Below are 14,575 nucleotides of genomic sequence, written 5' to 3'. Positions count from 1 at the left end.
GCAATAGCGTTTCGGATTGTTACCCATCGAAAAATGTTCTTTTTGTTGACAGGGATTTTCTCTGGACTTTATAGCAGCAACTCATTATTCAGAACAAAATCCGTCACCCTTGCTCATTTATTTCTATCTTACACAAATTTTTTACGCTTTTTACACTCGCTATAAAATTTTGCATCGCTAAATTTATCGCCAATCTCTTAAATGGCTAAAATAATTCGAAAATTAATCAATGAAAGGGCACTTTTCTTAGAACTAGCCGAAGGAAATGAGAAATCTTTTGAAATTATTTATCGGCATTACGTTAAACGCCTGTTCCCCTATGTAGAAAAGTTATTAAAAGTTCCTGAACTTGCAGAAGAATTGATTCAGGAAATTTTTGTACAGGTCTGGATTAACAGGCGGAACTTTGCAGATGTCCAACACCCTACAGCTTACCTTTTCAGCATAGCCAACCGGCAGGCTTTAAAGTACCTGAAAAAAGTGGCTAATGATCAGCGGATTTTGAAAAGCATTACAGATTTTGCCGAAACCTCAAGAAATGAAACAGAGGAACTTATCCTTTTACGTGAAAGCCGGGAGGCAATTGACCAGGCTGTTGCACAATTGCCAGCACAGCGACGCTTAATCTGGGATTTAAGCAGAAATGACGGATTAAGCCACGAACAGATCGCAGCACAGTTGAATATATCAAAGCATACCGTTAAAAATCAAATGGTTCATGCGATAAGGCATATCCGCGCTTTCTTAGCTAAAAAGGATAACAACCTTTCTATACTAATAATTATTTTACTGATTAACAGGCCTTTATAAATAATTAATTTTTTCAGGTAGTCCTGTCCGTCGAGTTATTGTACTTATCTATCAAACACGGATAAAATCCGGGCAAATTGATATGAAAAAGCAGACCGATCCCTCGTCAATAGAATTCTTATTTGCAAAGTATACTAAAGGTGAAGCGTCTGCCTCAGAAACGGCTGATCTTTTCAGGCATATTGGCGAAAACCAGAATGATGCTGAAATGAACAATCTTTTAGCCGCTGAACTTGATGCTACAGATGCTGAACCAGAATACGATCCCTCATGGGAGCTTCCACTGAAAAAGATTAAAAATCAGTATTTTCAAAAACCAGCACTATCCACTCAGAAACCATCCATAAAACTATGGCCACGACTGGCTGCCATCGGTGCTGCTGTAGCGATCCTCATAATCGGAGGCTACTTTCTTACAGCTAAACATGAAATTGTTAATGATTATCGTCATTTAACTGCACATGATATCCAGCCGGGTAAAGTGGTGCAACCTTAACTCTGGCCAACGGCAGGAAAATCAATTTAAATGATGCAGAAAGTGGAGAAATTTTCAAGGCATCCGGCATTTCGATTTCAAAAACGGCAGATGGACAGGTTGTATATCAAATTCAATCAAAAAATGGTGCTGATAATCTATTTAATACACTTACCACGGCTATCGGTCAAACTTATATGATCACCCTGCCCGATCAAACTAAAGTATGGCTTAATGCGGCATCCAGTCTAACTTACCATGCTTCGGCAACAGTAAATGGCCAACGTAAGGTAAAACTTACCGGCGAAGCCTATTTTGAAGTTGCCAAAGACAAAGCCCACCCCTTTATTGTCGAAAGTGGAACACAACAGGTAGAAGTACTGGGAACCCATTTCAATGTAAACGCTTATGAGGATGAACAGGTTTTCAAAACGACTTTACTGGAGGGCAGCATTCAAATCGCTAACCAGAATCAAGTCAAAATCCTATCACCTGGCATGCAGGCTTCGAGCTCCCCTAAAGGGATACAACTAAGTCCCGTAGATACGGAATTTGCAGTCGCCTGGAAAAACAACAACTTTACTTTCGAGCGGCTTAACATTAAAGAAATCATGAGGATGATTGCCCGCTGGTATGATGTTGATGTGGTGTACAAGGGTGAAATACCGGAAGGTACTTTCTGGGGTTCGGTATCGAGGTTTGATAAAATCTCGAAAGCACTGATCCCATTGGAAGCAACAGGAAACGTACATTTTAATATTGAAGAAAGAACCATATACGTGTACCGCTAGCAGTGGTACCAATCATTAATCAAATAAATCAACTAATCTTTTAAACCCCAGACATGAAAAAAAATATACGACAGGAAAACTAAACCAGAAAACAGAGGGCGTTAATAACCATACCCTGATTGGCCTCAGGATATGGTATGTACCGGCCTTCGGAAAAAAATTATCAACCAAACAGCAGATGTCAATAGTTTTGACGACAGCGGCATCCTGCATTAACCAGACAAACAAACTTAGGCAATAAGGCTCAATTAAGCAATATTGTGGTTTTTCATTTGGACCGCTAAGTTTTTGTCATAACCTAAATGAAGTGCTAAACAAACTAAAAATGAAACCGGGTGTACATCGGTATATCCATAAAATAGGGCTGATGATGCGATTAACTACCGTTATATTAGTAGCCGGTATTATGCAGCTGAGTGCTGCCGGCTATGCTCAAAAGATCAGCCTTAATAAATCCAATACCTCATTAGAAGAGATTATCAGAACGCTGAGAAAGCAAAGTGGATTTAATTTTGTAGTTCCCGGAGAACTACTTGATAAGGCAAGGGCTGTAAACATAAAAGTAAAGGATGCAGATTTCAAGAAAGTGCTCGATGAGATTTTCGAAAATCAACCCATTTCCTACGAAATCAACAACAATACGGTAACCCTTAAAGCAAAACCAAAAAGCCTTATTGAAACCGTTATTGCCCGTTTTTCCACGATCACGGTTTCCGGTAAAGTGGTGGATTCTGCAAGTGGCAACCCACTTGCAGGCGCAAATATTGTGATTAAAGGGCAAAAGCAACTGATTAGAGCTGGAGCTGATGGTAATTTCACATTCCATAATGTGGATGAGGGTGCTGTTCTCGTAATCAGTTATATTGGGTATACTACAAAAGAGATCAAAGCCGCTGTAAATGTTGGCACTATCCGTATGGGCGTGTCTGTTGGCGAACTCAAAGAGGTCGCTGTAACCGTAAACACTGGCTATCAGCGGATTAAACCGGAACAAAGTACAGGTGCTGTGGCGCAAATCGGCACCAGAGAATATGAATCGCGCGTGAGCAGCGATTTTCTTGACGGGCTGGTCAACAGGCTTCCCGGATTAATGATTAACAATGATGTAACCTTCACCAGCACAACACCTGGTAGCAATGGATCGAACTCCAGACCCTTATTTAACATTCGCGGAATCTCTACCATGTCGGCTAACCAAAGCCCGTTAATTGTGGTTGATGGTTATCCAACAGAGTTAACGCTGGATATGATCGATCCCAACGAAATCAAATCGGTTACCATTCTTAAAGATGCCGCTTCTGCTACCGTTTACGGTGTTAGAGCATCCAATGGTGTTATTGTTATTGAAAGAAAACAGGCAACTCCCGGGGCGGCGCAATTCAATTTCAGAACGACACTCGGACTAAAGCCGGAAGAGAATTACAGCCGCTATCGCTGGGATCCAAATGCGTCGGCCATCAATGCAAATTACATCCGCGAAAGACAAACGCTTAACATTACACCTGCCACCTGGGCAACCTTATTTAATCCGGGCGTTGGCAACATACGTCGCTCAATTCCCTTTTATATTCAATCTCAGCTTGCTGCTGGCATTATTTCATCTGCACAGGCCGAAAGTGCTTTTGCAGAACTTGCCAACTATGATAACCTGGATGATTACAGCCGTCTATTTCAACGAACAGCAGTAACACAAACCAATACCCTGAATGTTTCAGGAGGAACGCCGGCTGCGCTTTATTACATCACGGCTAATTATACAAATAACCAGAGCAATGCCATCCTGAATGGCAATAACCGGTTTTTGCTTACCGGGCGAACAACATTGAAACTCGCAAAACGACTTAGCCTGGAGCTCACGACCGAATATCAGGAGCGACGCGTTAACGGCGTACCGATTCCTGTAGCATCACAGTTTGCCGCCTATGAACGCTATGAAGATGTAAACGGAAACCCTAACGCAATTATTTCACAGAGCTATGCACCGGTTTATAATAATCTAATCTTATCGCAGGGGCTATTAAACCAGAACTATTATCCATTGATTGATGCTTATCGCATAAGCGATAAAACGCACACCTTAAATAGCAAAACAATAGCCAACTTTACATACGATCTGGGAAAAGGCTTTAACCTTCTATTTGGCGGTGTTTATGAAACATCCCGTTCTGAGATCAGGCATCTGGCAGGACAGGGTTCATCGGAAGTGAATACATGGGTAAACAATTATACCGTAACAGCCGGCGGAACCTTTAAACGAAATATTCCTGATGGCGATTTCCTTCGTCAGCAAAATACCAGTTCAACCGGTTATACCGCGCGTACACAATTAAATTACAACAAGAGATTTGGCAACCACTCGATTAATGCCATCGCTGGTGGCGAAAAGCGAAGTATACTAAGTAAAGGAAACCTGGCATCGTATTTTGGTTATAACGACCAGAGTTTATTGCAACAACCCGTAGATTATGCATCTATATTTAACGGTTTAGCTGCAGTAAGGGGCACATTAGTTACAAATAATACGCTCGGTGCACTAACCAGCTTCTTTAATCAAAGCTACAATGACGACCGGTATTTGTCGGCTTTTACTAATGTTGTTTACTCCTATAAAGACACTTATTCCCTATCCGGAAGTGCCCGCATAGATCAATCAAACCTTTTTGGCACTGATCCAAGATATAAATACAAACCGTTATGGTCTTTAGGTGCTGCATGGAATATTCATAGAGAAAGTTTCTTGCAGAATATCAACTGGCTGCACCAGTTAAAACTTCGTGGTGCATTCGGGTTTAATGGAAATGTCGCCAAACTTTCGCTTCCACAGGTAATTGCACAGGCCCGGAACAATACTTCGAACACCCCAACTTTAACTTCTCTTGTTCTGGTATCAAACGCGAACAGCGGTTTGCGTTGGGAACAAACTGAGAACCTGAACATGGGACTGGATTTTAACATTTTCAAAAACATCAGTGGCAGCATTGACTATTATACAAAAAATACCACCGATGTGATGGGTAATTCAACCATCGATCCGACGCTTGGTGCAAGCTCAGCACTCATTAATTTTGCCACCATCAGAAACAATGGTTTGGAACTGAGCCTGAAAGCAGATTGGCTAACAAGCGAAAACTTTAACTGGAATACTGGTTTTGTCATTGCGAAAAACAACAGCAAAGTGCTCGATGTTTCCAGGACGGGCCAATACAATCCTTCAGTGCTCGATTTACTGGGCTATGTTAATGGTTATCCTGTAGGTGCCATGTTTTCTTACAATACAATCGGACTTAACAACGAGGGCCATCCGATTATTTTAGATAATAATGGAAAACAGTATGTGGTTAGCAACAGCCTCACACTTGATCCGATAGCCCAGTTAATGTCGAAACAAGAATCCGGCTTGGTAAACTATTCCGGAACTTCTGTCCCAACCATTAATGCCGGATTAAGTAACCGCGTAGATGTTGGCAATTTCTACTTTTTTGCAATGATAAATTATTATGGCGGTTTCAAAGTCAGGGTACCACGACCTACACCTGAAGATAACAGACCATTGTCAGGAGCGAACAATTACTGGAGAGTCGCCGGCAATGAATTGAACACTGATATACCAAACTTAATCGATCTAACCAGCGCAAACCCATCTTGGGCCTATCGCTACAACCAGAACTACGTCGTTCACGGCGACTACCTAACATTAGGTGATGTAACGGTTTCTTACCGCTTAAACAACGTTTCTTTCATAAAAAAAGCGGGCTTTAAGAATTTTGAAATCAAGGCACAGGCATCTAATCTGTATACAGTTGGATTTAACCGATACAATTTTAGTCCGGCTACGGGAAGTTATGCCAAGTCTTATGTAACCCCTACTTACACACTGGGCTTGTTCACTAATTTTTAAAAATAAAATGATGAGACATTATCCTTTCAAATCACTTAGAAGTTAAAATTATCTGATCACATCAACAAAATATAAAAGATGAAAAAATTTAAATATATAGCTGCCCAACTGCTTTTCTGTTGTGTAGTTTTCAGCAGTTGTGATAAATATCTGGATGTTGAACCAAAAGGAAAGCAGTTGCTGAAAACCACCAATGATTTTGATCTGTGGTTGAATAACGCCGTGCTCACAACCGAAACGAACTCCGATAACATCATGAATTACATGAATGATAACATTGATTTGCAGAATGTAAATACCCCACCGAGCACGCTTGCAGAGCTAATTTACACCTGGGCACCACAGTTTACTACCGATCTAAGTTCCCCGACCTATTTATGGGGTGAACATTACCAACGTATCAGCCTGTTCAACACGGTACTAATTGGCATTGATGCAGCTGAGGGTGGCACTGCTTCGCAGAAAGCGAGTTTGAAGGCCGAGGCATTATTAGGTCGTGCACACTCCTATTTTTACCTCTTAAACGAATATGCTAAACCTTACAATGCGGCAACTGCAGCAACGGATCTCGCGGTACCTTACATTACATCAGATGATGTAAGTCAGAAAACCCCGGCAAGAAGTACAACTGCTGAAATATACAAACACATCATTGATGATATCAATGAGGCGATACCAAATCTTCCGACAGATAATTCTAATGCTAGGTTCCGTGGATCTAAAGCGGGGGCATATAGTGTGCTGGCTCGGGTTTATCTGTACAGGAGAGAATATGCTGAAGCGCAGCGCTATGCCGAACTTGCGATAGCCGGCACCCGCGCGGTGATGATAGACTATACCAGTCCTGCTACTTTCCCGACAACACTGAACGTTGTATCGCATCCTGATGTGATATACGGGCGATCTTCTGCAGCATTCGGGCTTCCGATTACTGCTGAATTTAAAAGTACTTTTGCCGCCAACGACGCCAGAAGAACGGTTTATTATACGAACTGGAACAGTACAGTAAGAGGAGCTACAGCATTTTACGCTGCCGCAGTTACGCCGGCTTTTCAGCTAACCAACTCCGGAACGAGTATACAGGAAATGCGTTTAATTGCCGCTGAAGGCGCAGCACGTGCCAACAATCTATCTTCAGCACTTAGCCACCTCAATGAAGTGCGCCGGAACCGTTATACAGGTACGCCCATTACAACCAGAGATTTTACCTCAACCGACCAGAACGCTGTTTTAACCGAAGTACTGGCTGAAAGAAGACGTGAATTACCTTTCCACGGTTTACGCTGGTTTGACATGCGGAGATTTGATTCAGAAGACAGGATGCCAACGGTAACCAGAACAAATGCACAAAATGTAGTGGTTGCCACATTGGAACCACACAGCAATAAATATACCTTACAAATCCCTATCCAGGTCATATCTTTTAACCCGGACATGATACAGAATCCATAAAAATTTAAGAGATGAAAAAATATAAATTAAATCTTCTGGCGGTATGCACAGTCCTGCTGATGCTTATGGCTTGTAAAAAAGACGAGTCAGACAGGGAAGTGCTGGCAGAAGGGCGGGTTAATTTCGATTTGCCGGCAGCAACAGATGTGATAGCCAGATCGCTGGATATTAAGAACATTGCTCTGGTGAGCATGGAACTGAAAGCAACTTTACAAGGTAATGCCTCTTCTGATATTCATTACATAACCTTCGAAACAGATACCACTAAAATCGCCGATTACAGAAATAAATACGGGAGTTCAGCGCTTTTACTTCCCACTACAAGTTATCTGTTTTACAAACCAACCGTAGCGGTCCCCGCCGGAACTAAAATTTCGGAGCCGGCCATATTAAACCTGAGTTATCAGACCATGCTGAAAGCACGCAGTACCTATGTGCTTCCATTGGCTATTGCATCTATAGATGGACAAGTACAGGATCCAAAAACCCGCAAGATCATTTATTATGTATTTAACACAGGGGAAGCATTGTATGTAGACCATACAGGATACACGCTCACGGCTACCGCTTCTTCTACAAATGGAACCAATGTGGCGGGCAGAGCAGTAGATGCCAATACATTAGGAACCTATTGGCTTAGCAATGTTGCAGCAGCTTTACCACAATGGGTAACCGCAGATTTTGGGCGGGAAGTGAGCTTTTCGGGTTTAGATTATTTCTTTCCTACAGCTGTTGCGTATGCTACGGTAGGCGGCAATACCACGTCTGCAAAGATAGAAACCAGCTCTAATGGCACGACATGGGTGGACAAAGGCACCTATCCGGTAGATATTAAAAATGTGGAGCGAAAACAGACCATAAATCTACCCTCAGTAACTTCTGCAAGATATCTGCGCTTTACTATTCTAACTGCCGCACCATATGTATCTGGCGGAAGCACATATAGTGTCGGTTTTGTGGGCGGCATTGTACTGAGAAATTAATTGAAAGCGACTACAGTTTAAATATTTAGATCATGAAAAAATTACTGATTTCAATCCTGATGTTGCTACCCTTTCTGGTCGCAGCGCAAAAAAGCTACCTGATTAAAGGAAATATGCCTGGCCTAAAATCGCCTTCCAAAGCTTATTTAGTTACTTTTCAGGGCGGAGCATGGAAGGAAACCGATTCGGTTGATATTAAAAATGGAAAGTTTGAATTTACCGGAAGCGTTCCTGAACCGCAGCAAGCCATTCTTGCAGTAAAATCAGGGAACTTAAAATCGGGTGCATCTGCGAGAGGTACCCATGCCTTTTTTCTCGAAAATTCAAAAATCACCATCGATATTACTGATGCTCTTGAAAATGCAAAGGTTAACGGTTCGGTGTCAGATAGTGAAAACCGCGGCCGGGAAGCGATGATTAAAGCCGTAACCACTAAGATTATAGCGTTGCAGAACGAATACGGGAAAAAATCATCAACAGGCGTTTACGTTAAATCTGCCGAAGAACGTAAAATGGCTGGCGATAGCATTCAGAAATTAGTAGCACAAAATAAAGCAATTAATATGCATTTCGCTGAAACCCATTTAAACTCATTCGCAGGTCTATATGCCTTCAGCACCTATGTGCTTGATAGTAAGTTCGAGGCCTCACAAGTTGAGCCATTGTTTCATAAGTTTTCCGCCAATTTAAAATCTTCACCACTCGGTAAACATACAATGGAAAAAATTGAAATCGGCAAAAGACGTCAGGCAGGCTCCCAGGCAACTGATTTTACTCAGAACGATATCAATGGAAAACCATTTACCCTTTCTACCTTACGAGGAAAATATGTATTAGTTGATTTCTGGGCAAGCTGGTGCGCGCCCTGCCGTGCAGAAAACCCGAATGTAGTTAAGGCTTATACCGCCTTGAAAAGCAAAAACTTCGAAATTGTGAGCGTTTCATTAGATGCAGGAAAAGCACAATGGGAAGATGCAATTAAAAAGGATGGCATGCCCTGGATCCATGTGAGCGATCTTAAATACTGGAAAAATGATGTGGCAATGATGTATGGCATCAACTCCGTTCCGCAGAATATCCTTATCAATCCTCAGGGCGTAATTGTAGCCAGAAATCTGAGGGGTGAAAACTTATTGGCCCAATTGGAGGCTTTCGTTAAATAAATTCAACTAGGCTGGAGAAAAATGCTCCGGCCTTCAAAACTAAAAATTCATTATGAAAATTAAAATAATATCAGCTGCTCTGCTAGCCTGTTTAACAGCTTCAGGCTTTGCGCAAGACAAATTCACAATCACAGGAAATCTTCCACAGGCAGGAAAGGAAAAATTAGTATTGCTCAATTTTGTTAATGCTGAAGGCAAGACTGTAAAAGACAGTGCAAGGGTTACAGACGGCAAATTTACATTAACCGGCACCACCGCTTTTGGAAACCGGGCTTACCTGGAGCTAAAACCTCTGGTTAAAGACACCACTCAAAAAAGACGGGCAGGCGATTTTAAAGAATTTTATTTAGAAAAAGGAACCACCACCGTTACCGGAAAAGATAAAATGGCTACGGCTTCAGTTTCTGGCACAAAAGTACAAAGCGAAAATCTTGAATACCATTCGAAAATGGATACCTTACAGGTACAGTATCAGGAAATTGTAAACCGCTATTTCAAAGCCAAGGCAGCAAAGGATTCCTTAGAACTCAAAAAGATAGCAACGGACGCAAAACCTTTAATGGAAAAAATGGAATCTACACTCGATGGGTTTATTTCTAGCCACCCGGATTCTTATGTAACTGCAGATCTAGTCTTGACGAACAGGATGGCTGTAATCGATGTCGCTAAGTTTGACCCGATTTACAAAAGTTTAGGTCCAAAGCTACTCTCTAGTTTTAGCGGTAAAAAGATTACCGATAAATACATGAAGGCAAAACAGTTTGCTGTCGGAAAAAATATCGATTTTAGCCTTCCCGATAAAGACGGTAAAGAATTTAAGCTTTCGTCACTTAAAGGAAAATACGTGCTGGTAGATTTCTGGGCCAGCTGGTGCGTGCCCTGCAGGGCCGAAAATCCATTTATGTTGAAAGCCTATAATGAACTAAAAGACAAGAACTTTGAAATCGTAGGCGTTTCTCTGGATGACAAAAGAACTGCCTGGCTACAAGCTGTTGCGGCAGACAAATTGCCCTGGATCCAGGTAAGCGATGTAAAGGGTTTTAAAACGGATGTCGCAGTTCGTTTTGGAATCACTGCCATTCCTCAAAATGTGTTAATTGATCCTTCGGGAAAGGTCATTGCTAAAGATTTAAGAGGCGAAGATGTAAACAAGAAAATTGCTGCTTTCGTTAAATAAGTAATAAAATAAAATGCGCTTAACTAAAAAGAGGCCTGTAATGAAAATTGCATGCCTCTTTTTTTTAAAACTTTTGAAGTGTGTCGTAGCGAGACGCTACGACCAGAGTGATTGTTTTTCTACAATAGCAAAGGTTTATTTATTCTGATAGCTGCCCATTAAGCGGATTAAGATATCAGGGCTGTTTGTGATGATACCATCTACCCCGATTTTCTGTAGAGCAATCATATCTTCTTCTTTATCTACAGTCCAGGGCAGAATCAACATTTTTTTTTCATGTACTTTTTTAACCATTTCTAAATCTACGCCACTGTAATACGGACTATAAATATCGGGTACAAATCCTAAATTTCTGAGGTCTTCTTCAAGCCCGCCTTTTATTGCACTTACCTGTTTGAAATAGTCCTCAACTTCTTTGGCTGAAAGTCCATACTTTTTAAGCTGATCCTCAGTTAAATTCATTTTACCCTGAACCAAAAGTGATAATTTAACCTGCGGTTCATTCTGATGAAGAATTTTTAGCGTTCTTACATCAAAAGACTGTATAATAACCCGGTTTTTTATTCCTTTTGCATTAATTACATCCATCATAGTTTTCACAAACACCTCCGGCGTAGGATTATATTTTCCATCGCCTGCAGGAGAACATTTGGTTTCTATGTTATAATACACTGGTTTAAGATGAGTCATTTTCACATAGTTTTCCACGCTGTCGATTAAATCGCTTAATAAAGGCTTATGTGTTTTTAACTTTAGCTGATTAGGGAACATCGGATGCTGTTTAATTCCGAGACTGTAGCGGCTGATGCTGTCGTACGACATCTGAAACAGACTTAAGCCTTTTTCTTCATCTTTAACAATGTCAGTACCATTGGGTTTACTCATAAAGGCTGCTGACATGTAAGGGTCGTGGGAAACAACTACCTTTCCGTCAGCAGAGATAACCACGTCCAGCTCCAATGTTTTAGCGCCTAATTTTACCGCGTTTAACATCGCGGGTATAGTGTTTTCTGGCAATAACGCCATACCGCCACGATGGGCCTGAACATCTAGCTTCTGTTGCGAAAAAGCAGTGCCCGATAATAAAAAGCATATAATTGCTACGTTTTTTTTCATAAACTGTTCTGTATTTTTAATTGCATAAAAATAGCCCAGCCTTGTGCGCAAAAATGTTATGTAAGTATTAAATTTGCGCTTTACACTAGCGATCAGTTTAGAAAATTAAGACGATTAATCAGGTATAAATTTTTATTCCGACTTTCCTTAAACTAAATGTTGCAATTCGATTTTCAAATCGCGTTATCCTATTGCCCAATTAGGTTTACTGGTAAAAAAACATTAAAGGTAAATGTCCGATGTATGTGGAACCAATCCTGCCAATACATCCAATGTGCAATGCCGGCTGATGCAAACAATTCGTCTATGCATATCTTAATTGTCCTCGTGCTTATGACCAACCGTGCCTTCAGGCGGATAGGGTATAGTTCCTCTTAACTTTTCAATTTCTTCAGCTTCGAAATTAGGTAACTGCATATTATTGTTTGCTTTCCAGGCCTTAATTTTTTCGCTTACTTCAGTTGCTTTCTCCGGGGACACACCTGCATCTTTGCCAAAATAAAGTGTTTGAGATGGGAAGGCGAAAGCGGTTCCGCTAGCAGCTACCACATCCATAAAGCGTAAGAGTAAGTCTTCTTTCACCTCCAGGAACTCATCGAAGTTGGGCGTATTAATATAAGACCAAACTTCCAGGTTAAGCGAATGTGTGCTATAACCCGCGAATCGAATCCGGGCAGGGTCTGGGTTCACTAGCGGATGTGCATACAAAACCTTGCGCAGTTCGACCAGCAAGTACCTGATTTGGTCCGGCGTAGTTTCGTAGCGCAGTTGTAGAATAGGATTGAAAAGAAACCGGTCACGGTGGGCAAAGTTTTCAATTCGGTTGGAGGAGAAATCGCCATTAGGAATGGTCACAATCGTTCGCTCACCGGTACGCAGCTGCGTAGATCTCATGCCAATTTGCTCTACTGTGCCGGAAATGTCGCCCACTTTACAAAAATCACCAACACGAACGGGTTGATCAGTGATGAGCGTAACACTACCCACAAAATTTTCTACGGTTTTCTGCGCACCTAAGGCCAAGGCAATACCACCTATACCGAGGGCTGCAAGACCGGTAGTTACATCAAAGCCGAATGTGCTCAAGATTCCGATGACACCGAATATCACAATCGCAATCTTGATGGCCCGTTTAAGAAAAAGAATAATAGAAACGGCAGATACACGGCCTCTGTCAGACATTCTTCCCCTGCTAAAATTGCTCACCACATCTGTTAATCTAAGGAGCAGAAATATCAAAGCTACAAGTCCAACAATAAGCGTTACGGTACTGAAACGCTGCCGTACAATAATCGAAATTCCAACTTGTTGCGAGATGGCTATAAACAACCACACCGCTAAATAAAGTCGAATAGGTAGTGAAAATTCATCTATCAAGTGGACACCTTTTTCCGTTCGTGCCTTTGTCCATGAAACCCGAAGCAAGTAGCCCATTAGCCAAACCACGAGTCTGGCCGCCACATAGGCCAAAATAAAAAGCAAGATAATGGCCAACCAATGTCCCGCAGGTACACCACCCCAAAGATTGTCTTTTAATGTGCTCGGCAAGATTCTGTCTACCAGCAATTTTTCTTCAATCGATACGGCCGCAATGGCTTTTACCGTTTCTGAAGAAATTCTCCAAACCGGTGCCGTTTCGTCGCCTGTACTTTCTACGAAGAGGTTAATCACTTGTCCATTTGCGGTTACCGTTCCCACCAGGTCTTCTTCCGGTGGAAGTTCGTCATCTTGCCTACCTACCGGTTTATTGCTCAACCACGAGTAAGGCATAATGTTGCCGCCTTGGTCTAGCAATCGCTGCAGCACCTTTACAATTCTTTGGCGTTCTGCAACCTTGCGCCTAGGCTTGTCGAGATTTAGAAAGTGGCTTGCCCGAATGTAGTTCTGTTCTGCCACTGCTTTAATAAAGCCGTTAACAGTGCCACGCGGTGTGCGCCTGCCTAAAGAATCGTCAGGAATTTCGACCGCAACTTTAGTGCTGGTGTCACTTAGACCAGGAACTAACTGTGCAGAGGATGCTGTGGCTACGCCAAAAAATAAAAAAAGCGTTAGGTAAAAATGGATGGGTTTTACTAAAAACGACATGTTTATTTAACCAACGAAAATGGATTTTGGTTTAAAGAAAAATAAATCCGCGATTGTTGACCCAAAGCTCACCATGCCCGGCTACTGATCAAAAGCCCATCGAAAGATGTGCTTTTGTTTAAATTATTGAACAGGCATACATGCGCACGCTAACTAGTAATCTTCACCCCTAAGTGCCACCCCGTCGTACTCCCCTACTATTCTTTCGCAGAAACCATTTCACTGTCCAGAACTGCAAGTTGATGGCGCAGCAAAATTTGCTGATCAGGCCGCATGATTTAAGTTTATCCAGACACCTGATTTCGAGCAAGCCTGCATAAGGGTTAGCCGCTTCACCCTTTAAATAGCTTTTCAAATCATTAAGCAAATGCCACGATTTAAGATTGCTGATGTAAGCCGCTTCCATTCTTGACAGTTTTTCACGAAAGATTTTATGTCGTAATTTTTTAATCTGAATTATATCGCCCGAGAAACAAAATCACGAGAAACTTTTTTGTTTCTCCATAAATTGTTTCTCCAACCTGAAACATTTTTCCGCGAAACTTTTTTTGTTTCGGGAAAACGCGTTTCAAATCTGCCAGCCAACCATGAACGCAACCTCTGGTTATCCTACGTTCTTTAAAAA

At 41.7% G+C, this 14,575-nt stretch carries 10 protein-coding genes; 8 read left to right on the top strand and 2 right to left on the bottom strand.

Annotated features, from left to right (window positions below; translation table 11 throughout):
- The first annotated feature begins 201 nt into the window (after positions 1 to 201).
- From ASF92_RS19635 to ASF92_RS19595, 8 genes are all read left to right on the top strand, one after another.
- Positions 202 to 810, top strand: a complete 609-nt coding sequence (locus ASF92_RS19635; RefSeq protein WP_056097435.1) for an RNA polymerase sigma factor — start codon at positions 202 to 204, stop codon at positions 808 to 810.
- An 82-nt stretch (positions 811 to 892) separates the two neighbouring features.
- Positions 893 to 1,306, top strand: a complete 414-nt coding sequence (locus tag ASF92_RS19630) for a hypothetical protein (RefSeq protein WP_056097433.1) — start codon at positions 893 to 895, stop codon at positions 1,304 to 1,306.
- Positions 1,307 to 1,482: 176 nt separating this feature from the next.
- Positions 1,483 to 2,076, top strand: a complete 594-nt coding sequence (locus ASF92_RS19625; RefSeq protein ID WP_056097430.1) for a FecR family protein — start codon at positions 1,483 to 1,485, stop codon at positions 2,074 to 2,076.
- A 325-nt stretch (positions 2,077 to 2,401) separates the two neighbouring features.
- Positions 2,402 to 5,974: a SusC/RagA family TonB-linked outer membrane protein gene (locus tag ASF92_RS19615; RefSeq protein ID WP_056097426.1), complete on the top strand. Its 3,573-nt coding sequence runs from the start codon at positions 2,402 to 2,404 to the stop codon at positions 5,972 to 5,974.
- A gap of 78 nt (positions 5,975 to 6,052) precedes the next feature.
- Positions 6,053 to 7,426 (top strand): RagB/SusD family nutrient uptake outer membrane protein, encoded by a 1,374-nt coding sequence (locus ASF92_RS19610; protein WP_056097422.1) that lies wholly within the window; start codon positions 6,053 to 6,055, stop codon positions 7,424 to 7,426.
- Between the two features lie 11 nt (positions 7,427 to 7,437).
- Entirely contained in the window at positions 7,438 to 8,409 is a 972-nt protein-coding gene (locus ASF92_RS19605; RefSeq protein ID WP_056097420.1) for a discoidin domain-containing protein, read from the top strand.
- Between the two features lie 32 nt (positions 8,410 to 8,441).
- Positions 8,442 to 9,572 (top strand): TlpA disulfide reductase family protein, encoded by a 1,131-nt coding sequence (locus ASF92_RS19600; protein ID WP_056097416.1) that lies wholly within the window; start codon positions 8,442 to 8,444, stop codon positions 9,570 to 9,572.
- A 52-nt stretch (positions 9,573 to 9,624) separates the two neighbouring features.
- Positions 9,625 to 10,749: a TlpA disulfide reductase family protein gene (locus ASF92_RS19595; RefSeq protein ID WP_056097414.1), complete on the top strand. Its 1,125-nt coding sequence runs from the start codon at positions 9,625 to 9,627 to the stop codon at positions 10,747 to 10,749.
- Between the two features lie 135 nt (positions 10,750 to 10,884).
- Here ASF92_RS19595 and ASF92_RS19590 read toward each other — a convergent pair whose 3' ends face one another.
- Positions 10,885 to 11,865, bottom strand: coding sequence for a glycerophosphodiester phosphodiesterase family protein (locus ASF92_RS19590; RefSeq protein WP_056097476.1), 981 nt, complete (start codon positions 11,863 to 11,865; stop codon positions 10,885 to 10,887).
- A gap of 315 nt (positions 11,866 to 12,180) precedes the next feature.
- The gene (locus ASF92_RS19585; RefSeq protein ID WP_056097411.1) at positions 12,181 to 13,950 is read right to left on the bottom strand and encodes a mechanosensitive ion channel family protein; all 1,770 of its coding nucleotides are present in this window, start codon (positions 13,948 to 13,950) and stop codon (positions 12,181 to 12,183) included.
- Positions 13,951 to 14,575: the final 625 nt, after the last annotated feature.

The sequence above is a fragment of the Pedobacter sp. Leaf176 genome (genome assembly GCF_001424305.1).
Classification (GTDB): domain Bacteria; phylum Bacteroidota; class Bacteroidia; order Sphingobacteriales; family Sphingobacteriaceae; genus Pedobacter.
Note: the sequence above shows the minus strand (reverse complement) of the source record. Positions and strands in the feature narration are given on the sequence as shown.